This window comes from Neobacillus drentensis, from assembly GCF_021560175.1.
GTDB lineage: Bacteria > Bacillota > Bacilli > Bacillales > Cytobacillaceae > Neobacillus > Neobacillus drentensis_A.
This window is the reverse complement of record NZ_CP091110.1, coordinates 4,946,894-4,968,841: the sequence shown is the minus strand read 5'-3', so window position 1 is coordinate 4,968,841 and position 21,948 is coordinate 4,946,894. Positions and strand designations below refer to the sequence as shown.

The window sequence follows — 21,948 nt, the reverse complement described above, 5'->3', positions numbered from 1 at the left end:
AATTAATTCAAAAAAAGTTGTTGACATCGAGTTAGAAGATATGATATATTATGAGGGTCGATTTTGAGCGATACAAAAAATGCAAGTCGATTGTTCTTTGAAAACTAAACAAACAAAAACGTCAACAAACAATACTATTCATTTCTTACGAAATGAAGCCAACGTAACAAAATGAGCTAATCAACTTTCATGGAGAGTTTGATCCTGGCTCAGGACGAACGCTGGCGGCGTGCCTAATACATGCAAGTCGAGCGAATCAATAGGAGCTTGCTCCTGTTGATTAGCGGCGGACGGGTGAGTAACACGTGGGCAACCTGCCTGTAAGACTGGGATAACACCGGGAAACCGGTGCTAATACCGGATAATCCTTTTCCTCTCATGAGGAAAAGCTGAAAGTCGGTTTCGGCTGACACTTACAGATGGGCCCGCGGCGCATTAGCTAGTTGGTGAGGTAACGGCTCACCAAGGCGACGATGCGTAGCCGACCTGAGAGGGTGATCGGCCACACTGGGACTGAGACACGGCCCAGACTCCTACGGGAGGCAGCAGTAGGGAATCTTCCACAATGGACGAAAGTCTGATGGAGCAACGCCGCGTGAGCGATGAAGGCCTTCGGGTCGTAAAGCTCTGTTGTTAGGGAAGAACAAGTACCGGAGTAACTGCCGGTACCTTGACGGTACCTAACCAGAAAGCCACGGCTAACTACGTGCCAGCAGCCGCGGTAATACGTAGGTGGCAAGCGTTGTCCGGAATTATTGGGCGTAAAGCGCGCGCAGGCGGTCCTTTAAGTCTGATGTGAAAGCCCACGGCTCAACCGTGGAGGGTCATTGGAAACTGGGGGACTTGAGTGCAGAAGAGGAAAGCGGAATTCCACGTGTAGCGGTGAAATGCGTAGAGATGTGGAGGAACACCAGTGGCGAAGGCGGCTTTCTGGTCTGTAACTGACGCTGAGGCGCGAAAGCGTGGGGAGCAAACAGGATTAGATACCCTGGTAGTCCACGCCGTAAACGATGAGTGCTAAGTGTTAGGGGGTTTCCGCCCCTTAGTGCTGCAGCTAACGCATTAAGCACTCCGCCTGGGGAGTACGGCCGCAAGGCTGAAACTCAAAGGAATTGACGGGGGCCCGCACAAGCGGTGGAGCATGTGGTTTAATTCGAAGCAACGCGAAGAACCTTACCAGGTCTTGACATCCTCTGACACTCCTAGAGATAGGAATTTCCCCTTCGGGGGACAGAGTGACAGGTGGTGCATGGTTGTCGTCAGCTCGTGTCGTGAGATGTTGGGTTAAGTCCCGCAACGAGCGCAACCCTTGTTCTTAGTTGCCAGCATTCAGTTGGGCACTCTAAGGAGACTGCCGGTGACAAACCGGAGGAAGGTGGGGATGACGTCAAATCATCATGCCCCTTATGACCTGGGCTACACACGTGCTACAATGGATGGTACAAAGGGCAGCAAAGCCGCGAGGCCTAGCCAATCCCATAAAACCATTCTCAGTTCGGATTGTAGGCTGCAACTCGCCTACATGAAGCCGGAATCGCTAGTAATCGCGGATCAGCATGCCGCGGTGAATACGTTCCCGGGCCTTGTACACACCGCCCGTCACACCACGAGAGTTTGTAACACCCGAAGTCGGTGGGGTAACCGTAAGGAGCCAGCCGCCTAAGGTGGGACAGATGATTGGGGTGAAGTCGTAACAAGGTAGCCGTATCGGAAGGTGCGGCTGGATCACCTCCTTTCTAAGGATATAAGCTGGACTTATGAGCCAGACAAAAACGTTTGTTTGATGGTTTTTTGTTTGTTTAGTTTTGAGAGTACAATCTCTCAAAAAATTTCGTTCTTTGAAAACTAGATAATCGTATAGAAGAAACCAAGTAAAAACCGAGTAAAATCGCCATTTTAGTTTTTTCTCTCTATTAATTAGAGTAAAACCTTTTAGGTTAAGTTAGAAAGGGCGCACGGTGAATGCCTTGGCACTAGGAGCCGATGAAGGACGGGACTAACACCGATATGCTTCGGGGAGCTGTAAGTAAGCTTTGATCCGGAGATTTCCGAATGGGGGAACCCACTGTTCGTAATGGAACAGTATCTTTACCTGAATACATAGGGTATTGAAGGCAGACCCGGGGAACTGAAACATCTAAGTACCCGGAGGAAGAGAAAGCAAACGCGATTCCCTAAGTAGCGGCGAGCGAAACGGGATTAGCCCAAACCAAGAGGCTTGCCTCTTGGGGTTGTAGGACACTCAACATGGAGTTACAAAGGAACGGGGTAGATGAAGCGGTCTGGAAAGACCCGTCATAGAAGGTAAAAGCCCTGTAGTTGAAACTTCGTTCCCTCCTGAGTGGATCCTGAGTACGGCCGGACACGTGAAATCCGGTCGGAAGCAGGGAGGACCATCTCCCAAGGCTAAATACTCCCTAGTGACCGATAGTGAACCAGTACCGTGAGGGAAAGGTGAAAAGCACCCCGGAAGGGGAGTGAAATAGTTCCTGAAACCGTGTGCCTACAAGTAGTTAGAGCCCGTTAATGGGTGATAGCGTGCCTTTTGTAGAATGAACCGGCGAGTTACGATTACATGCAAGGTTAAGTTGAAGAGACGGAGCCGCAGCGAAAGCGAGTCTGAATAGGGCGTATTAGTATGTGGTCGTAGACCCGAAACCAGGTGATCTACCCATGTCCAGGGTGAAGTCCAGGTAACACTGGATGGAGGCCCGAACCCACGCACGTTGAAAAGTGCGGGGATGAGGTGTGGGTAGCGGAGAAATTCCAATCGAACTTGGAGATAGCTGGTTCTCTCCGAAATAGCTTTAGGGCTAGCCTCACGTAGTTAGAGTCTTGGAGGTAGAGCACTGTTTGGACTAGGGGCCCTCATCGGGTTACCGAATTCAGACAAACTCCGAATGCCAAAGACTTATCCGTGGGAGTCAGACTGCGAGTGATAAGATCCGTAGTCAAAAGGGAAACAGCCCAGACCACCAGCTAAGGTCCCAAAGTATACGTTAAGTGGAAAAGGATGTGGAGTTGCTTAGACAACCAGGATGTTGGCTTAGAAGCAGCCACCATTTAAAGAGTGCGTAATAGCTCACTGGTCGAGTGACTCTGCGCCGAAAATGTACCGGGGCTAAACGTATCACCGAAGCTGTGGATTGACATCTTCGATGTCAGTGGTAGGAGAGCGTTCTAAGGGCGTTGAAGCTAGACCGTAAGGACTGGTGGAGCGCTTAGAAGTGAGAATGCCGGTATGAGTAGCGAAAGATGAGTGAGAATCTCATCCACCGAATGCCTAAGGTTTCCTGAGGAAGGCTCGTCCACTCAGGGTTAGTCGGGACCTAAGCCGAGGCCGAAAGGCGTAGGCGATGGACAACAGGTTGATATTCCTGTACCACCAAAGAATCGTTTGAGTGATGGGGGGACGCAGGAGGATAGGGTAAGCGCGCTGTTGGATATGCGCGTCTAAGCAGTTAGGCTGAGAAGCAGGAAAATCCGCTTCTCGTGAAGGCTGAGCTGTGACAGCGAGGGAAATATAGTACCGAAGTTCCTGATTCCACACTGCCAAGAAAAGCCTCTAGCGAGATTCAAGGTGCCCGTACCGCAAACCGACACAGGTAGGCGAGGAGAGAATCCTAAGGTGAGCGAGAGAACTCTCGTTAAGGAACTCGGCAAAATGACCCCGTAACTTCGGGAGAAGGGGTGCTCTTTGGGGTTCATAGCCTCGAAGAGCCGCAGTGAATAGGCCCAGGCGACTGTTTAGCAAAAACACAGGTCTCTGCGAAGCCGCAAGGCGAAGTATAGGGGCTGACGCCTGCCCGGTGCTGGAAGGTTAAGAGGAGGGGTTAGCGCAAGCGAAGCTCTGAATCGAAGCCCCAGTAAACGGCGGCCGTAACTATAACGGTCCTAAGGTAGCGAAATTCCTTGTCGGGTAAGTTCCGACCCGCACGAAAGGCGTAACGATCTGGGCACTGTCTCAACGAGAGACTCGGTGAAATTATAGTACCTGTGAAGATGCAGGTTACCCGCGACAGGACGGAAAGACCCCGTGGAGCTTTACTGTAGCCTGATATTGAATTTTGGTACAGCTTGTACAGGATAGGTAGGAGCCTGAGAAGCCGGAGCGCCAGCTTCGGTGGAGGCGTCGGTGGGATACTACCCTGGCTGTATTGAAATTCTAACCCGCACCCCTGATCGGGGTGGGAGACAGTGTCAGGTGGGCAGTTTGACTGGGGCGGTCGCCTCCTAAAGAGTAACGGAGGCGCCCAAAGGTTCCCTCAGAATGGTTGGAAATCATTCGTAGAGTGTAAAGGCACAAGGGAGCTTGACTGCGAGACCTACAAGTCGAGCAGGGACGAAAGTCGGGCTTAGTGATCCGGTGGTTCCGCATGGAAGGGCCATCGCTCAACGGATAAAAGCTACCCCGGGGATAACAGGCTTATCTCCCCCAAGAGTCCACATCGACGGGGAGGTTTGGCACCTCGATGTCGGCTCATCGCATCCTGGGGCTGTAGTCGGTCCCAAGGGTTGGGCTGTTCGCCCATTAAAGCGGTACGCGAGCTGGGTTCAGAACGTCGTGAGACAGTTCGGTCCCTATCCGTCGTGGGCGCAGGAAATTTGAGAGGAGCTGTCCTTAGTACGAGAGGACCGGGATGGACGCACCGCTGGTGTACCAGTTGTCTTGCCAAAGGCATCGCTGGGTAGCTATGTGCGGACGGGATAAGTGCTGAAAGCATCTAAGCATGAAGCCCCCCTCAAGATGAGATTTCCCATAGCGTCAAGCTAGTAAGATCCCTGAAAGATGATCAGGTTGATAGGTCAGAGGTGGAAGCGTGGCGACATGTGGAGCTGACTGATACTAATCGATCGAGGACTTAACCATAGTTATAAGCGAACTCGTTTTTACAAAATTTCTTCTATATTATCTAGTTTTGAGAGAATGAAAAAAATATTAATTTTCTCTTGCAATTTTAAAAAAAGACATTATAATAAAATAGTGTCGAATAAATAGTCTGGTAATTAAGGCGAGAAGGTCACACCCGTTCCCATACCGAACACGGAAGTTAAGCTTCTCAGCGCCGATGGTAGTTGGGACTTTGTCCCTGTGAGAGTAGGACGTTGCCAGGCTTTATATGGAGGATTAGCTCAGCTGGGAGAGCATCTGCCTTACAAGCAGAGGGTCGGCGGTTCGATCCCGTCATCCTCCACCATATATTTTCCTTACTTTACGCCGGGGTAGCTCAATTGGTAGAGCAACTGACTTGTAATCAGTAGGTTGGGGGTTCAAGTCCTCTCGCCGGCACCTTTAGTACGAGCCATTAGCTCAGTTGGTAGAGCATCTGACTTTTAATCAGAGGGTCGAAGGTTCGAGTCCTTCATGGCTCACCATAGTTTTTTACACTAGTAAAATAACTCTTAATAATGCGGGTGTGGCGGAATTGGCAGACGCACCAGACTTAGGATCTGGCGCCGCAAGGCGTGGGGGTTCGACTCCCTTCACCCGCACCATTTTGTGTTTAAAAGTAACTCAATATATATGCGGAAGTAGTTCAGTGGTAGAACATCACCTTGCCAAGGTGGGGGTCGCGGGTTCGAATCCCGTCTTCCGCTCCATATGTGCCGGGGTGGCGGAACTGGCAGACGCACAGGACTTAAAATCCTGCGGTAGGTGACTACCGTACCGGTTCGATTCCGGTCCTCGGCACCATTTTAGTTTATTAAATTCATATGCGCCCTTAGCTCAGCTGGATAGAGTGTTTGACTACGAATCAAAAGGTCGGGAGTTCGAATCTCTCAGGGCGCACTTAACGGGAAGTAGCTCAGCTTGGTAGAGCACTTGGTTTGGGACCAAGGGGTCGCAGGTTCGAATCCTGTCTTCCCGACCATTTACTTCTTAAACCATTTGGGGTCTTAGCTCAGCTGGGAGAGCGCCTGCTTTGCACGCAGGAGGTCAGGGGTTCGATCCCCCTAGACTCCACCAAATTATTTATATGATGGCGGTGTAGCTCAGCTGGCTAGAGCGTACGGTTCATACCCGTAAGGTCGGGGGTTCGATCCCCTCCGCCGCTACCAATTATATAATAATACTTTATTTGGACCTTTAGCTCAGCTGGTTAGAGCAGACGGCTCATAACCGTCCGGTCGTAGGTTCGAGTCCTACAAGGTCCACCAGTAGATTAAAATATGGAGGAATACCCAAGTTCGGCTGAAGGGATCGGTCTTGAAAACCGACAGGCGGGTCAAACCGCGCGGGGGTTCGAATCCCTCTTCCTCCTCCATTTTATATCATTGGAGCATACTCCAAACTTAATACTTTTTACTATCGCGGGGTGGAGCAGTCTGGTAGCTCGTCGGGCTCATAACCCGAAGGTCGTAGGTTCAAATCCTGCCCCCGCAATTCGGTCTGGTAGTTCAGTTGGTTAGAATGCCTGCCTGTCACGCAGGAGGTCGCGGGTTCGAGTCCCGTCCAGACCGCCATATGATGGCTCAGTAGCTCAGTCGGTAGAGCAAAGGACTGAAAATCCTTGTGTCGGCGGTTCGATTCCGTCCTGAGCCACCATTAGTTTACTAATTAAATATAATAATGGCGGCTGTGGCGAAGTGGTTAACGCACCTGATTGTGGTTCAGGCATTCGTGGGTTCGATTCCCATCAGCCGCCCCATTAGAAATTTTGCGGGTGTAGTTTACTGGTAAAACCTCAGCCTTCCAAGCTGATGTAGTGGGTTCGATTCCCATCACCCGCTCTCCAACATGTGGGCCTATAGCTCAGCTGGTTAGAGCGCACGCCTGATAAGCGTGAGGTCGATGGTTCGAGTCCATTTAGGCCCACCATAGCATTGCAAACAAAATAAATTTCCATTATTCCGCAGTAGCTCAGTGGTAGAGCTATCGGCTGTTAACCGATCGGTCGTAGGTTCGAGTCCTACCTGCGGAGCCATTTTATTTTATGGGGAAGTACTCAAGAGGCTGAAGAGGCGCCCCTGCTAAGGGTGTAGGTCGGGTGACCGGCGCGAGGGTTCAAATCCCTCCTTCTCCGCCATAAGATAAACGGCCCCTTGGTCAAGCGGTTAAGACACCTCCCTTTCACGGAGGTAACACGGGTTCGAGTCCCGTAGGGGTCATACAAAAAACTGGTAACAATTGTTATCAGTTTTTTTTGTGCGTTTATTTACTTTTATTCAGTAAACCAGTAAACCAATTGGAATGTTTTATATAGAAAAACAATCCTGTGAAAGATAGACTTATCCTAAATCTTTCTAACTGGGCATAAAGTAAGAAGTGCAGCTGAAAAATGAGTGCTCTTAGATTATCGTAGCTTCTTATGATCAACCTCTAATTTAGTGCGACCCACTGTAGGTAGGTGGCTTTTTAATTATTCCCACCAATCCCTTTTACATATCCCTCTTACTGAAGAAATAATAGTCACATAGTACTAAAATTCATCCTACTTTTGTCCGCTTTTGCTGCCTTATATTTTCATTTTATACGCTCTATTCATTATTTTAGTATAACTTAACTATAACCCTTATTTTTTCAGAAACACTGATACCGCTTACATTTACCTCTTTTTACCTAAATATTTTACCTCGATTTTTATTATCAAAAAAATAACTTTTCAACACTAATTTGATGAAAATATTCAAAAAAGATGCTAGATTCTTGTCGAATCATGGGGGAAAATTTGTGGTTTAGTGTCGTATGGTGTAGGGTATTGTAACTTAGTGGTCGAATTCATCAGTTATTGTCAAAAAAGATAAAAAAGTTTTACAAGGCATCTGGGCCATTTGCAATTATAATTGGTCAAAGAAATACATATTTTCAGTGAGATGAGGAGAGCCATGACGGTGAACACACTATTTCCGACAGATTATCAGCTGCACTTATTTCATGAAGGCAGCTTCTTCCAGAGTCATCAGCTTTTTGGCGCTCATATCTTTAAGAATTCCGATAAGGTCTATACGCGATTTTGCGTTTGGGCTCCTAATGCCGCTAAGGTTAGGCTCGCGGGAAATTTTAACAACTGGAATGGTGAAGGATATGAACTGCAAAAGGTAAATGATGAGGGCGTTTGGGTCATTGTCCTTAATCAAGATGTAGAAGGCTGTATTTATAAGTACGAGATTATAACGTCTTCAGGTGAAAAGCTCCTTAAGGCTGACCCGTTTGCATTTTATTCAGAATTAAGGCCTCAAACTGCTTCGATTGTATATCCCCTGAACAGTTTTGATTGGCAAGACGAACAATGGATGAATCGAAGAGAGAAAAAGAATGTGTTATCAGAGCCAGCAATTATTTATGAAGTCCATGCAGGATCCTGGAAGAAAAAAGAAGATGACAGCTATCTAACTTATAGGGAACTTGCCGATGAACTCATTCCTTATGTAATAGAGCATGGTTTTACCCACATAGAACTTTTGCCAATCATCGAGCACCCGCTTGATGCCTCATGGGGCTATCAGGGTACGGGTTATTTTTCTGTGACCTCCAGGTATGGCACACCGGATGATTTTAGATATTTTGTGGACCAGTGCCATCAGCAAGGCATCGGTGTCATACTGGACTGGGTACCAGGTCATTTTTGCAAGGATGCTCATGGTCTCTACCGATTTGACGGGACCCATATTTATTCATATAGCACAGAAAGTGACAGAGAAAATGCTGTATGGGGTACGGCAAATTTCGATTTAGGAAAAGGTGAGGTTCAAAGTTTCCTGATTTCAAATGCGTTATTTTGGATCGATTACTTCCACATAGACGGCTTTCGAATGGACGCTGTGGCAAATATTATTTATTGGCCGGATACCACAAACGGAAAGCGCGAAAATCCCTTTGGAATTAATTTCTTAAAAAAATTGAATAAAGAAGTACACGGGTTCGATCCCCATTTTCTCATGATTGGGGAGGATTCTACGGATTATCCTCAAGTAACAGCGCCAGTACACTACGGCGGTTTAGGCTTTGACTACAAATGGAATATGGGCTGGATGAATGACATGCTTGAATATATGGAAACACCGCCTTATTCGAGGTCACAGGTTCATTCGAAGGTAACGTTTTCACTTTTATATGCCTTTTTTGAAAATTTTATGCTTCCATTTTCACATGATGAGGTTGTTCATGGGAAAAAGTCCTTGCTGGACAAAATGCCAGGAGAGTATTTGGAAAAATTTGCTCAACTAAGGCTCCTGCTGGGTTATATGTTTGCCCATCCCGGAAAAAAATTATTATTCATGGGATTTGAAATTGGTCAATTTGCGGAATGGAAAGATAAAGAACAACTTGATTGGAACTTATTGGAATATGACATGCACCGCAATTTGAACACATATGTAAAGGTATTAACTAAATTATATAAACGGTCAAAGGCGCTATATGAATTGGATCATTTAAGGGATGGTTTTGAGTGGATTGATGTGAATAACAGTTCCCAATCTATTTTTTCCTTCCTTCGCAAAGGCAAAAAGGAAGAAGATACATTAATTATTGTCTGTAACTTTACGGGAGTAGGGTATCCAGTTTATAAGATTGGTGCTCCGAAAGCAGGCGAATATCGTGAAATTTTTAATAGTGATTACCAAGAGTTCGGTGGGACAGAAATGGTGAATAAAAAGACTATAGTAGCAGCTGAAGAGCCTTACCATGGTCAGCCATTTTCATTTGAGATTGCAATTCCACCGTTCGGTTTTCAAATTATACGACCAGTTAAAAAGCGGAAGGAGAGGAAAGGTAATGGTAAAGAAAAAGTGCGTAGCCATGCTGTTAGCAGGAGGGAAAGGAAGCAGACTTAATTCGCTTACAAAGGAATTAGCGAAGCCTGCAGTACCTTTTGGGGGGAAATACCGAATTATCGACTTTACATTAAGCAATTGTACCAACTCTGGTATTGATACTGTTGGGGTACTAACCCAATATCAGCCGCTTTTATTAAACTCCTATATTGGTATAGGGAGCGCTTGGGACCTTGACCGAAAAGACGGCGGGGTAACGGTACTGCCTCCGTACGCTGAGTCTTCAGAGGTGAAATGGTATACCGGAACCGCCAGTGCCATTTTTCAAAATGTAAACTATATAAAGCAATACCAGCCAGACTACGTTTTAATCCTTTCAGGTGATCATATTTATAAGATGAACTATGAAAGTATGCTTGAATACCATATCGAGAAAAGAGCAGATGCGACAATCTCTTTAATAGAAGTCCCATGGGCTGAAGCCAGCCGATTTGGCATTATGAATACAAACGATGAAATGAGAATTACAGAATTTGATGAAAAGCCAAGCCATCCAAAGAATAATCTTGCCTCTATGGGGATTTATATTTTCAACTGGAGTATCTTAAAGGAATATTTGGAGATGGATGATCGTGATCCTAATTCAAGCCATGACTTCGGAAAAGACATCATCCCATTGCTCTTAGACGAAAATAAAAAATTGTTTGCTTATCCGTTTAAAGGTTATTGGAAGGATGTTGGTACAGTCCAAAGCCTATGGGAAGCAAATATGGATTTATTGGGGGAAGAATGCGATTTAGATTTATTTGAAAATGATTGGAGAATCTATTCTGTTAACCCAAATCAGCCTCCGCAATATATCTCTCCAGAAGCCATAGTAAAAGAGTCTATGATCAATGAAGGCTGCACGGTTGAAGGGAAGGTAGAAAAATCCGTCTTATTTCAAGGTGTAACAGTCGGTAAAAACTCGATCATTAAAGAGTCCGTCATTATGCCGGATGCTGAAATCGGTGAAAATTGTTTAATTGAAAAAGCAATCGTACCTGGTGAGGTTAAAATACCTGATGGGACAGTAATCCGCTCGTTTGATGATGAGATTATCCTCGTAACGGAAGAGATGTTAAGTGGACTATACCCTGCATTATAGAACAAAAGAGACGGGTATTTAATAAAAAACAGGAGGGAATTTGGAGTGAAAAGAAAGCTATTAGGTGTTATAGATGCAACAACCTACCACGAAGATTTAGAGGATCTAGTAATCCATCGCTCACTCGCAGCATTGCCATTTGGAGGACGTTACCGTATTATCGACTTTGTTCTTTCAAGTATGGTCAATTCAGGAATTCGCAGTGTAGCAATCTTTCCAAAAATGCAATACCGCTCCCTCATGGATCATTTAGGTTCAGGAAAAAATTGGGATTTAAATCGTAAGCGAGACGGGCTTTTCTTTTTTCCATCCCCTATTGTAGATACTGATGGTAATAAAATTGGTTCATTTGAACATTTTGCGGCTAATATGGATTATTTTTACCGAAGCACACAAGAATATGCGATTATCTCTAACTGTAACACTATTTTCAATATGAACATCAGACCAATACTAGAGTGGCATAATGAAGCAAAGTGCGATATAACCGAAATCCGTCAGCAAGATGGACGCTCGATGGAAATGTATCTAATTAAAACGTCATTACTGATTAAATTGATTGAAACAAGACATGAAACAGGGTACACATGTATGAAGGATGTTGTAAATGATCTTTCACATGAATATTCCATTTGTCACTATGAATATAACGGTTATTCCGTCATGATAGATTCGATTGACAGCTATTTCACCACTAGTATGAAATTGCTAGATCCAAAAATTTGGAAGCAATTATTTTTAAAAGACCAGCCAATTATTACAAAGGTTAAGGATGAACCGCCAACTAAATATGTCAAAGAGTCCGTGGTAAAAAATGCGATGATTGCAAACGGCTGTCATATTAGCGGGACTGTAGAAAACAGTATTGTCGCCCGTGGAGTGAAGATCGGTGAAGGGGCAGTCATTAAGAACTGCATTATTATGCAAAAGTGTCAAATTGAGGAGAATTGTTATTTAGATTCTGTTATTTTAGATAAGGATGTAAAGGTAGAGGCAGGTACATATTTAGTAGGAACTGCACATGCCCCATACGTCATTCGTAAAGGAACGAAACAAGGAGCGCTGATGAACTCGTGAAAATTTTATTCGCTGTATCGGAATGTGGCCCATTCGCCAAGTCTGGGGGACTCGCAGATGTTGCCGGATCACTTCCAAAAGAATTAAAGAGCCTTGGTACTGATGTAAGGGTAATTCTTCCGAAATATGGGACTATTTCAGAAGAGTATAAAGGCAAAATGAAAAAAATTAAGGAATTTACTGTTTCTGTAGGCTGGAGAAATCAATATTGTGGGATTGAAGAGCTTACACACCAGGGTATTACCTATTACTTCGTTGATAACGAATACTACTTTAAACGAGAAGGTTTGTACGGCTATTTCGATGATGGCGAAAGATTTTCCTATTTAAATCGGGCGATCCTTGAGGCGATTGCAGAACTTGACTTTTATCCAGATGTCCTGCATTGCCATGACTGGCATACTGCGATGATTCCATACCTTTTAAGAACGGAGTATTACAAGCGAAAAGGGTATGGTTTGATTAAGACCGTCTTTACGATTCATAATTTGCAGTTTCAAGGAATTTTTCCAAAAGAAGTCTTGGGGGATTTATTGGGATTGGATTATACATCATTCCAATCGGGCCATTTGGAATTTTTCGGGAATATTAATTTTATGAAGGGCGGTCTTGTGGCAGCGGATAAAATCACTACAGTTAGCCCTACCTACAAAGAAGAAATTCAAAGCCCTGCTTTCGGTGAGAAATTAGACGGACTATTACGTGCACGAAACGAAGACCTCATTGGGATCTTAAATGGCATTGATGAAGAATTTTACAATTCAGCGATTGACCCATTAATTTTTCAAAATTATAAAGTAGATACCTATTCCAAAAAGGCAGTAAATAAAATAGAAGTTCAAAAGCAATTCGGCTTGCCGCAGAGTGCTGCTACTCCTTTGCTTGTCATGATCACAAGGCTGACGAAACAAAAGGGTCTGGATCTAGTAAAGTGTGTGCTCCGGGAAATATTGCAAGAGGATGTTCAAGTTATTATTCTTGGAACAGGTGATTATGAATATGAAGAATATTTACGACAAGCAGCCCGGGTTTATCCTGATAAATTAAAGGTCTATACAGGATTTAGCGAGGAACTTGCCCATAAGCTCTATGCTGCTGCTGACTTGTTTTTAATGCCGTCTCAATTTGAACCATGTGGCCTCGGTCAGATGATTGCAATGAGATATGGGGCAATACCAATCGTTCGCGAAACTGGCGGCTTAAATGATACTGTGAAAGCCTTTAATGAATATACTGGTAAGGGAAATGGCTTCTCCTTCCAAAACTTTAATGCTCATGACATGCTTTATACGATTCAACGGGCGCTAAGCTTCTATCATGATAAATCAGTTTGGGAAACGATTGTTAAGCAGGCGATGGAAAAGGACTATAGCTGGGCACAATCTGCCTTTAGTTATAGCCAGCTCTATGCGGAGCTCGTCTCAAGGAGTGAAACTCATGTTTTCTAGTAAAGAACTGTTTAAAAAAAACTTTCTGAAAAGACTTGAGATGCTATGTGGGAAGAGCTTTTCTGAAAGCTCTGCACGCGATCAGTATCAAACCCTTGGCAGCATGATTCGGGAGTTTGTCAGCAATGATTGGATTTCAACAAATGAACAATATCTTGCAGCGGAAGGTAAGCAGGTATACTATCTTTCCATTGAATATTTATTAGGTAAGTTATTGCGTCAAAATTTAATTAATTTAGGTGTAGAGGAAACCGTCCAGTTAGGACTGAAGGAATTAGGGATTGATCTAGATCAGCTTGAAGAGCTAGAAAGTGATGCAGGATTAGGAAACGGCGGATTAGGAAGGTTAGCCGCCTGTTTTCTAGATTCACTTGCATCGCTTAATTTGCCCGGACATGGACATGGCATTCGTTATAAGCATGGGTTGTTTGAACAGAAAATAGTGGATGGCTATCAAGTGGAACTTCCTGAACAATGGCTGCGAAGCGGAAATGTTTGGGAAATCCGGAAGCTGGACAGTGCTGTAAAAGTGCCATTTTGGGGAAAAGTCGAATCTAGGTCGGAAAATGGACGCCTCGTCTTCCATCATCTTCATGCTGAAACCGTTACAGCAGTCCCTCATGATATGCCCGTAATCGGTTATAACACATCAACTGTGAATACGTTACGGTTGTGGAATGCCGAGCCATCACAATTTCCAATCGATGCTGATATATTAAAATATAAGCGTGAGACAGAATCGATTTCTGAATTTCTGTATCCTGATGATACCCACGATGAGGGAAAAATCTTAAGGTTGAAACAGCAATACTTTTTAGTATCTGCCAGTATTCAATCCATTTTAAGAACCTACCGAAAACAACATACGAGCTTAGATCATCTGCATAAACATGTTTGTATCCATATTAATGATACACACCCTGTATTGGCAATACCGGAGCTTATGAGAGTCCTAATTGACGAGGAAGGGTATGAATGGGAACAGGCATGGGATATAACAAAACAAACGATTTCTTATACAAATCATACGACGTTATCAGAAGCACTCGAGAAATGGCCCATTCATATTTTTCAACCATTATTGCCGCGGATCTTTATGATCGTCGAAGAGATCAATGAACGTTTCTGTCGGGAACTTTGGGACCAAACCCCGGGCAACTGGCAAAGGATTAGCAATCTTGCTATTATCGCTGATAATTTTGTGAAAATGGCCCATTTGGCCATTGTGGGAAGCTTTAGTGTAAATGGTGTCGCGAAGCTGCATACCGAAATATTAAAAAAGCGGGAAATGAACCAATTTTATCAGCTATATCCAGAGAAATTCAATAATAAAACGAATGGCATTGCGTACCGCCGCTGGTTATTAAAAGCAAATCCAAGTTTATCTAACCTTATTACAGATGCAATTGGATCTTCTTGGACATCGTCAGCTGAAGAGCTTACTCATTTGCTTAAATATAAAAATGATACCTCCTTCTTAGATCAGCTTTTACATATAAAAAATGAAAACAAGCAAAGGCTTGCCGAAATCATCTTAGATAAAACAGGGGTTAAAGTAGATACTAGGGCTATTTTTGACGTACAGGTTAAAAGGCTGCATGCGTACAAGCGACAGCTTTTAAATGTATTACACATTATGCACCTATATAATCGGATAAAAGAGGATCCTAGTTATGCGATTGTCCCAAGGGTGTTTATTTTTGGTGCGAAGGCTTCGCCTGGTTATTACTATGCCAAAAAAATCATTAAACTTATTAACACAGTGGCTGAAAAAATTAATAATGATCCAATCGTAGGGGATAAGATAAAGGTGATTTTCCTGGAAAATTACCGGGTTTCTCTAGCTGAAAAGATTTTCCCTGCTTCAGATGTTAGTGAACAGATTTCAACTGCAAGTAAAGAAGCTTCTGGTACCGGGAATATGAAGTTTATGATTAATGGTGCCTTAACAGTTGGTACGTTGGATGGAGCGAATATAGAAATTAAAGAATTAGTCGGCCCATCCAATATATTTACATTTGGTTTAACTTCAGATGAAGTCCTCCATTATTATCAACATGGCGGTTACCATTCTCGAGAATATTATCATCATGATTATCGAATCAGGCAAGCCGTTGATCAACTCGTAAATGGATTCTTTCCTGGTGTTAATAATGAATTCGAACCAATTTTTGATTCATTACTTGAGGAAAATGATCAATATTTTGTTTTAAAGGATTTTGCTTCTTATGCAAAAGTACAAGAGGAAATCGGTGAAACATTTACGGACAAGAGCGAGTGGCAAAAAATGAGTTTAGCAAATATTGCAAATGCAGGCTATTTTTCGAGCGATCGTACGATTAGGGAATATGCCGATGATATCTGGGGAATTAAATCCCTAAGATAAGTAAAAAGCTTCTGCCTGCTGGCAGAAGCTTTGTTTATGAAAAGAAATGGCCAATGAAAATGCCGATTGCGAGTAGAAATCCAAAGATGGTATTGGTTTGAGCCGTTGCAATCATTGCGGGTGCCATTTTAATTGGCACATGATTCTCATTAAAACCTTTGATTGCTTTAATAGGCTTAGGAACACTTAAAATGACAATGGCTGTCCAGAAGGGAGCAATACCACTAATAATTAGTCCCAAAATCCAAAGATAAGAAAAGGCAAACATTCCAGCTAGCAGATATATGGCTTTCTTTTTTCCTAATAAGATGGCTACCGTTTTGCGGCCATTCTCTTTATCACCATCAAGGTCACGAATGTTATTGGAAAGCATAATCATTCCTACTAAAACCATACTAGGCACGGATAAAAGAATGCTCGAATGATCGACTGTACCCGTTTGAATAAAGAAAGATATTAAAATAATCAGCATGCCCATAAAGAATCCAGAAAGAATTTCACCAAATGGTGTGTAGGCAATCGGAACAGGACCACCGGTGTAGAAATACCCTACAGCCATACAAACCAGTCCTACAATAGCTAACCACCAGCTGCTATTGGCACAAATATATACTCCTAACAATAAAGCAATCGTGTAGAATCCAAAAGCAAGATTGATAACGGTTTTTGGTTTAATGCCATCCCTGACAATCGTTCCGCCAATTCCAACCGATTCTTCGGTATCTAATCCTCGTTTATAATCGAAATACTCGTTAAACATATTGGTTGCCGCTTGAATTAACATACTGGCAACAAGCATAGCAATAAACAGGCCAATGTGAACTTTACCGGTTTTAAAAGCTAATGCTGTACCAAGTAAAACTGGTACAAATGATGCCGTTAGTGTATGAGGACGGGTCATTTTCCACCAAACTTGAAACCCGCGGTTAGCCTCAACGGACTGCTTTGAGTTTTGCTGTATATTTGACTCCATTACTGCTCCCCCTTATCAATTTTCTGTCTATATAATGAAGTTTTATACGTATTAAGGGTTTTATTCCCACACCTAAGTGTATGGAATTCCATGTTTAGTGTCAATTAATTTTTGTTTTCAAAACTAGAAGATAATCCCTGTTCGATTATTATCTGTTTTTAGTGGAAAACTGAAGGAATAAAACCGCTCGCACCCTTCTTTTAGCATTTTGATATATAATAAGGAATAAAGCTAGTCAGGTAGTGACAAGTATTATTGACTTATTTACAATGGGAGTAGTATCTTAGAATAGGCTTTAAGATGAATGGATAACAGTCATTTCGGCTGTTTTGGAGGGATTTGTTTGATTACCATTCAAGAAACGGAAATAAAAGAAAGGGGTCTTTTAGGGGCAAAACGGGCTAGAGAATTAGGCCGTCCTATTTTAATGAGTGAGGTTCATAAAATGGACACGACCAAACCTTTATCCTTTTTTAATACCGGAAAAGACCATTATTGCGGGGAACGTTTTTTTTGGAAGGACCCGGCAAATGAGATGGTTCTAGTTGGACTTGGAATTTCAAAGCAATTTCAATCGGATCAGGCTGCTGACCGCTTTTTTCGTGTTGAAAAAGAGTGGAAGAGCTTTTTAAAAGATAGTTTTATTTTTAATGATTATAAGGTCGACGGGGTTGGACCTCTTATGTTTGGAGGCTTTTCATTTGATCCTTTTAAAGAAAAAACCGAACTTTGGTCCAAATTTGCAGATTCTTTATTTCACATACCCAAATTCTTATTGAGTATCGTCCAGGGTGAAACTTATTTAACCACAAATATTATCTTTACACCGAATGATGATCTGTCCTTATATAGCAAGAGTATGGAAGAAAGAAATCAACTGCTTCATTCTTTAAGAAACAATCGTAACTCAAAATCTCCTTCAATCATCCGGAAAGATGAAGTCTCTCCTGATAGATGGAAACAAACGGTTGATGGAGTAGTGAATGAATTAACACATGGTGGTCCATTGAAGAAAGTCGTGCTTGCTCGAGAGCTTAGACTTGTGTTTAGTTCGGATGTAGAAGCAGAATCTGTCCTAGAGAATTTATATACACAGCAGCCGGCCAGCTATATTTTTGCGTTTGAATCAAATGGGGATTGTTTTATAGGGGCCTCGCCGGAACGTCTAATCAAGAAGCAGGGTGATGAAGTTTATTCAACCTGTTTGGCTGGTTCGATTCCCCGTGGGCAAACAGAGGAAGAGGACCATGCTTTAGGACAAACGCTTTTATCAGACCAAAAAAATCTAAAGGAACATGGGTATGTAGTCGAGATGATTAAGGAAGCACTTGTGCAATCCTGTAAAGAGGTTATTCTCCCAGATCACCCACAACTAATGAAAATGCGGGATATTCAACACTTATACACACCAGTAATTGGAAAGTGTGGTCCAAACACCTCCCTTTTATTACTTGTGGAGAAGCTTCACCCTACACCTGCACTAGGAGGACTTCCCAAAGCTTCAGCTGTAGAAAAGATAAGAGAAGTAGAACAACTGGACCGAGGTCTATTTGGCGGTCCGCTCGGCTGGGTCGATTACCGGCAAAATGGTGAATTTGCGGTAGCTATTCGCTCCGGGCTTATTCAGGGAGATCAAGTTTCTTTGTTTGCTGGATGTGGGGTGGTAGCGGATTCCCAGTCTGAAGAAGAATATTTAGAAACAAGTTTAAAGTTTAGACCAATGCTTCGGGCCCTTGGAGGAAGATAATTATGAATCATCAAGAATCATTAACGGCTTATATTGCAGCCTTTGTTTCAGAACTTGTTTTAACGGGTATTACGGATGTAGTAGTCAGTCCAGGTTCTAGGTCAACTCCGATGGCTATGGTCATGGCGGAACACCCTGATTTAAAAGTTCATATTCATGTGGATGAGCGTTCAGCCGCATTTTTCGGTTTAGGTATGGCAAAGGCGAAAAATAAACCAGTAGCCATTTTGTGTACATCTGGTACCGCGGCCGCTAATTATTTTCCAGCAATTGTGGAGGCAAAATATTCACGTGTCCCTTTACTGGTTCTAACTGCTGACAGACCTCATGAATTACGAGAGGTGGGTGCTCCGCAGGCAATTGATCAGCTTCATTTGTATGGCCATCAGGTAAAATGGTTTGCTGATATGGCGCTGCCGGAAAAAAGCAATGAAATGCTACGCTATGCAAGAACGATTTGTGCAAGGGCAGCAGCGATTGCAACCCAAGCACCTGCCGGTCCCGTTCATTTGAACTTTCCATTCCGTGAACCGCTCATTCCGAAAATGGACGAAACTATTTTTGAACTCTCTGAACGGCCAAAAGGGTATGTCAAGGTCCACAATGGAGATTTAACCTTAAGTGACGATGAGTTTAAAGAAATAGCTGGTGAATTGTCAGGAAAAGAAAAGGGAATCATTGTTTGCGGTCAGTTAGCAGATGAGAAATTTGCGGAAGCAGTCACCGAACTTGGAGCCCTTTTAAACTATCCAATTTTAGCTGACCCGTTATCGCAATTACGAAGCGGAGGCCATTCGTTTGAGAATGTTGTTGAGGTTTACGATACATTCTTAAGGAATGAGGATGCCAAGACCTTTCTAAAGCCGGATGTTGTCCTAAGATTTGGGGCAATGCCTGTTTCAAAAGCGTTGACGATATTCTTAAAAGAAAATCATGATGCCGCTCAATTTGTCATTGACGGTGGAGGCGGCTGGCGCGATCCTTCAACATTATCAACGAATATGATCTTTTGTAATGAAACCTATTTTTGTGAAAAATTAGTAACCTATATGGGCGCTAATTCCTCTTCTGTTTTTTTAGACGAATGGAAAAAAGTGAACCAGCTTACAAAAGAAAATATGGCCGTTATCCGAGATGAAAGAGAATTAAGTGAAGGTAAGTTATTCTATCAATTAGCGGATATGCTTCCCGAAGAAGCAACTCTTTTTGTGGGTAACAGTATGCCAATCCGTGATTTAGATAGTTTTTTCTTGAGCAATAATAAATCGATTAAGGTAATGGCTAATCGTGGGGCAAATGGAATCGATGGGACCGTTTCAACTGCCATCGGTGCTGCTGTGTATACAAAATCCTTATATTTAGTGTTGGGGGATTTAACCTTTTTTCATGATTTAAATGGTTTGATTGCAGCCAAGCTTTACGATATTGATATCCATATCATTCTCGTTAACAATAATGGGGGCGGAATCTTTTCTTTCCTTCCACAGTCAGAGCATCCTAAACATTTTGAACTATTGTTCGGTACACCATTGAATATTAACTTTGATCATGCTGTTAAAATGTTTAATGGACATTACACTAAAATAGCAAATTGGGATCAGCTTGCCGATCTTTTAAAACAAAGCCACCAGCAAAAGGGTATCCATGTTTATGAGGTTGAAACAAATAGAGACAGAAATCGGGATGAACATCGTGAATTTTGGCGTTCTGTTTCCCAGGAAATATCAAATCTTGTCATTGGAGAGCAGGAATGATGGTAAATGTCGATGGGATTCGCTTTCATCTAGAGGTTTCTGGTGAAGGTTTTCCCCTTGTCTTACTGCATGGCTTTACAGGAGATTCATCTACCTGGGCATCATTTTTTAATAAGTGGGGCAGCCACTCAAGGTTAATTGTTCCTGATATTATTGGACATGGTAGAACGGAATCTCCTGAAGACCTAAAGCTTTATCAAATCGAATCGATGGCACACAGCCTAAATAAGATTTTGGAGAAAACAGGTGTTCACCAAATAGATCTGCTTGGCTATTCAATGGGCGGCAGATTGGCCCTAACGTTTGCCGTGATGTTCCCAAACCGTGTCCGAAAGCTGATCTTGGAAAGTTCTTCTCCTGGTCTTGAAACAGAAAGTGAAAGAGAATTTCGCCGTATGAATGATGCAAAACTTGCAAAGTTTATAGTAGAAGAGGGTTTAGTATCGTTTATTAATTATTGGGAGGATATCTCCTTGTTTAAGACGATGAAGAGACTTCCTGCTTCCGTACAAAACAAAGTAAGAGACCAGCGATTAAGGAATTCACCCCGGGGGCTTGCGAATAGTTTACTTGGGATGGGGACAGGTTCACAGCCATCATGGTGGAAGGAACTTAGCGGTTTAAACTGTGAGGTCTTACTGCTCACTGGTGAGGAAGATTTAAAGTTTGGCCGCATTGCAGAATCTATGATGGCTAAGATAAAGAATGCAAAATGGATAGTCGTCGAAAATAGTGGACATGCAATTCATGTGGAAGAATCCGAAAAGTTTGGTACAATAGTAAGTGACTTTTTGTCAAATAAATTATAAAGGAGGATTTCTTTTGACAGTAGAATGGGTTCCAGTTAAAAAATACGAAGAAATTCTATTTGAATCTTATAATGGGATTGCAAAAATTACCATCAACCGTCCACACGTACATAATGCATTTACACCAAGGACCGTGATGGAAATGATTGATGCATTTGCTTATGCACGAGATGATTCAAGTATTGGTGTGATTGTATTAACAGGTGCTGGTGATAAAGCATTTTGTTCCGGTGGAGATCAAAAAGTAAGAGGCCATGGGGGCTATGTAGGCGACGACCAAATTCCGCGCTTAAATGTTTTAGACCTGCAGCGCTTAATTCGGGTTATTCCAAAACCGGTAGTAGCGATGGTAAAAGGATATGCGATTGGCGGCGGTCACGTTTTACATATTGTTTGTGATTTAACGATTGCAGCAGATAATGCTATTTTTGGGCAAACAGGTCCAAAAGTAGGAAGCTTTGATGCGGGATACGGCTCCGGTTATTTAGCAAGAATTGTCGGCCATAAAAAGGCTCGTGAAATTTGGTATCTCTGCCGTCAATATAATGCCCAGGAAGCCTTGGATATGGGCTTAGTTAACACTGTTGTACCATTAGAACAAGTAGAAGAGGAAACCATTAAGTGGTGTGAAGAGATGCTTGAGAAAAGCCCAACGGCACTTCGTTTCTTAAAAGCAGCATTTAATGCCGATACAGATGGACTTGCTGGTATTCAACAATTTGCCGGTGATGCTACATTGCTATATTATACAACGGATGAAGCAAAGGAAGGCCGCGATGCCTTTAAAGAAAAACGTAAACCTGACTTTGGTCAATTCCCGCGTTTTCCTTGATTTGAAGATTCTTTTCTGCAGCTTGATGGTTTCCATCAGGCTGTTATTTTTATCTAAA

The 21,948-nt window shown here is 43.0% G+C and carries 10 protein-coding genes, 21 tRNA genes and 3 rRNA genes; 33 read left to right on the top strand and 1 reads right to left on the bottom strand.

What is annotated here, in order from left to right; translation table 11 throughout:
- Positions 1-186 precede the first annotated feature (186 nt).
- The 29 genes from L1999_RS23805 (at position 187) to L1999_RS23665 (ending at position 15,775) form a co-directional block, all read left to right on the top strand.
- Positions 187-1,736 (top strand): 16S ribosomal RNA (locus L1999_RS23805).
- A 199-nt stretch (positions 1,737-1,935) separates the two neighbouring features.
- Positions 1,936-4,870, top strand: a 23S ribosomal RNA gene (locus L1999_RS23800).
- 129 nt (positions 4,871-4,999) lie between these two features.
- Positions 5,000-5,115: ribosomal RNA gene (gene rrf / locus L1999_RS23795) — 5S ribosomal RNA — on the top strand.
- Together the 16S, 23S and 5S rRNA genes with 21 tRNA genes alongside form the textbook arrangement of a ribosomal RNA operon.
- 7 nt (positions 5,116-5,122) lie before the next feature.
- Positions 5,123-5,198 (top strand) — tRNA-Val (locus tag L1999_RS23790).
- Between the two features lie 19 nt (positions 5,199-5,217).
- Positions 5,218-5,290 (top strand) — tRNA-Thr (locus L1999_RS23785).
- 10 nt (positions 5,291-5,300) lie between these two features.
- Positions 5,301-5,376, top strand: a tRNA-Lys gene (locus tag L1999_RS23780).
- 35 nt (positions 5,377-5,411) lie between these two features.
- Positions 5,412-5,496 (top strand) — tRNA-Leu (locus L1999_RS23775).
- Positions 5,497-5,526: 30 nt separating this feature from the next.
- A tRNA-Gly gene (locus L1999_RS23770) sits at positions 5,527-5,601 on the top strand.
- Positions 5,602-5,606: 5 nt separating this feature from the next.
- Positions 5,607-5,695, top strand: a tRNA-Leu gene (locus L1999_RS23765).
- Positions 5,696-5,717: 22 nt separating this feature from the next.
- Positions 5,718-5,791 (top strand) — tRNA-Arg (locus L1999_RS23760).
- A 5-nt stretch (positions 5,792-5,796) separates the two neighbouring features.
- Positions 5,797-5,873, top strand: a tRNA-Pro gene (locus L1999_RS23755).
- 19 nt (positions 5,874-5,892) lie between these two features.
- Positions 5,893-5,968 (top strand) — tRNA-Ala (locus tag L1999_RS23750).
- A gap of 15 nt (positions 5,969-5,983) precedes the next feature.
- Positions 5,984-6,060: transfer RNA gene (locus tag L1999_RS23745), tRNA-Met, on the top strand.
- A 22-nt stretch (positions 6,061-6,082) separates the two neighbouring features.
- Positions 6,083-6,159, top strand: a tRNA-Ile gene (locus L1999_RS23740).
- Positions 6,160-6,173: 14 nt separating this feature from the next.
- A tRNA-Ser gene (locus tag L1999_RS23735) sits at positions 6,174-6,266 on the top strand.
- A gap of 45 nt (positions 6,267-6,311) precedes the next feature.
- Positions 6,312-6,385: transfer RNA gene (locus L1999_RS23730), tRNA-Met, on the top strand.
- A 3-nt stretch (positions 6,386-6,388) separates the two neighbouring features.
- A tRNA-Asp gene (locus tag L1999_RS23725) sits at positions 6,389-6,465 on the top strand.
- Between the two features lie 6 nt (positions 6,466-6,471).
- A tRNA-Phe gene (locus L1999_RS23720) sits at positions 6,472-6,547 on the top strand.
- A 27-nt stretch (positions 6,548-6,574) separates the two neighbouring features.
- Positions 6,575-6,650 (top strand) — tRNA-His (locus L1999_RS23715).
- Positions 6,651-6,661: 11 nt separating this feature from the next.
- A tRNA-Gly gene (locus L1999_RS23710) sits at positions 6,662-6,732 on the top strand.
- Positions 6,733-6,743: 11 nt separating this feature from the next.
- A tRNA-Ile gene (locus tag L1999_RS23705) sits at positions 6,744-6,820 on the top strand.
- Positions 6,821-6,851: 31 nt separating this feature from the next.
- A tRNA-Asn gene (locus L1999_RS23700) sits at positions 6,852-6,926 on the top strand.
- A gap of 11 nt (positions 6,927-6,937) precedes the next feature.
- Positions 6,938-7,028 (top strand) — tRNA-Ser (locus tag L1999_RS23695).
- A gap of 10 nt (positions 7,029-7,038) precedes the next feature.
- Positions 7,039-7,110, top strand: a tRNA-Glu gene (locus L1999_RS23690).
- A 717-nt stretch (positions 7,111-7,827) separates the two neighbouring features.
- Entirely contained in the window at positions 7,828-9,777 is a 1,950-nt protein-coding gene (gene glgB / locus L1999_RS23685; RefSeq protein WP_235740789.1) for a 1,4-alpha-glucan branching protein GlgB, read from the top strand.
- Positions 9,719-10,864 carry a glucose-1-phosphate adenylyltransferase gene (locus tag L1999_RS23680; RefSeq protein ID WP_235740788.1) on the top strand — a complete coding sequence of 382 codons (1,146 nt, stop codon included), beginning with the start codon at positions 9,719-9,721 and terminating at the stop codon, positions 10,862-10,864. The genes glgB and L1999_RS23680 overlap by 59 nt, the downstream gene beginning before the upstream one ends.
- Before the next feature lie 45 nt (positions 10,865-10,909).
- The gene (locus L1999_RS23675; protein ID WP_235740787.1) at positions 10,910-11,941 is read left to right on the top strand and encodes a GlgC family sugar phosphate nucleotidyltransferase; all 1,032 of its coding nucleotides are present in this window, start codon (positions 10,910-10,912) and stop codon (positions 11,939-11,941) included.
- Entirely contained in the window at positions 11,938-13,389 is a 1,452-nt protein-coding gene (gene glgA / locus L1999_RS23670) for a glycogen synthase GlgA (RefSeq protein ID WP_235740786.1), read from the top strand. Before L1999_RS23675 ends, glgA begins: the two co-directional genes overlap by 4 nt.
- Positions 13,379-15,775: a glycogen/starch/alpha-glucan phosphorylase gene (locus tag L1999_RS23665; protein ID WP_235740785.1), complete on the top strand. Its 2,397-nt coding sequence runs from the start codon at positions 13,379-13,381 to the stop codon at positions 15,773-15,775. The genes glgA and L1999_RS23665 overlap by 11 nt, the downstream gene beginning before the upstream one ends.
- 34 nt (positions 15,776-15,809) lie before the next feature.
- Here the strand turns inward: L1999_RS23665 and L1999_RS23660 are convergent, their stop codons facing one another.
- Positions 15,810-16,748 (bottom strand): 1,4-dihydroxy-2-naphthoate polyprenyltransferase, encoded by a 939-nt coding sequence (locus L1999_RS23660; protein ID WP_235740784.1) that lies wholly within the window; start codon positions 16,746-16,748, stop codon positions 15,810-15,812.
- A 343-nt stretch (positions 16,749-17,091) separates the two neighbouring features.
- Between L1999_RS23660 and L1999_RS23655 the strand changes: the two genes are divergently transcribed.
- The 4 genes from L1999_RS23655 to menB are packed head-to-tail and all read left to right on the top strand — an operon-like array spanning position 17,092 to position 21,890.
- Complete coding sequence (locus L1999_RS23655) at positions 17,092-18,495, top strand: isochorismate synthase (protein WP_235740783.1); 1,404 nt, start codon at positions 17,092-17,094, stop codon at positions 18,493-18,495.
- A 2-nt stretch (positions 18,496-18,497) separates the two neighbouring features.
- Complete coding sequence (gene menD, locus L1999_RS23650) at positions 18,498-20,249, top strand: 2-succinyl-5-enolpyruvyl-6-hydroxy-3-cyclohexene-1-carboxylic-acid synthase (protein WP_235740782.1); 1,752 nt, start codon at positions 18,498-18,500, stop codon at positions 20,247-20,249.
- Positions 20,246-21,058 (top strand): 2-succinyl-6-hydroxy-2,4-cyclohexadiene-1-carboxylate synthase, encoded by an 813-nt coding sequence (gene menH / locus L1999_RS23645; RefSeq protein WP_235740781.1) that lies wholly within the window; start codon positions 20,246-20,248, stop codon positions 21,056-21,058. The genes menD and menH overlap by 4 nt, the downstream gene beginning before the upstream one ends.
- Before the next feature lie 13 nt (positions 21,059-21,071).
- Positions 21,072-21,890 (top strand): 1,4-dihydroxy-2-naphthoyl-CoA synthase, encoded by an 819-nt coding sequence (gene menB / locus L1999_RS23640; RefSeq protein ID WP_235740780.1) that lies wholly within the window; start codon positions 21,072-21,074, stop codon positions 21,888-21,890.
- Positions 21,891-21,948: the final 58 nt, after the last annotated feature.

Coding starts and splice junctions, on each gene's coding strand:
- glgB (WP_235740789.1), top strand. CDS start 7,828: ATGACGGTGAACACACTATTTCCGACAGATTATCAGCTGCACTTATTT.
- L1999_RS23680 (WP_235740788.1), top strand. CDS start 9,719: ATGGTAAAGAAAAAGTGCGTAGCCATGCTGTTAGCAGGAGGGAAAGGA.
- L1999_RS23665 (WP_235740785.1), top strand. CDS start 13,379: ATGTTTTCTAGTAAAGAACTGTTTAAAAAAAACTTTCTGAAAAGACTT.
- L1999_RS23660 (WP_235740784.1), bottom strand. CDS start 16,748: ATGGAGTCAAATATACAGCAAAACTCAAAGCAGTCCGTTGAGGCTAAC.
- menD (WP_235740782.1), top strand. CDS start 18,498: ATGAATCATCAAGAATCATTAACGGCTTATATTGCAGCCTTTGTTTCA.
- menH (WP_235740781.1), top strand. CDS start 20,246: ATGATGGTAAATGTCGATGGGATTCGCTTTCATCTAGAGGTTTCTGGT.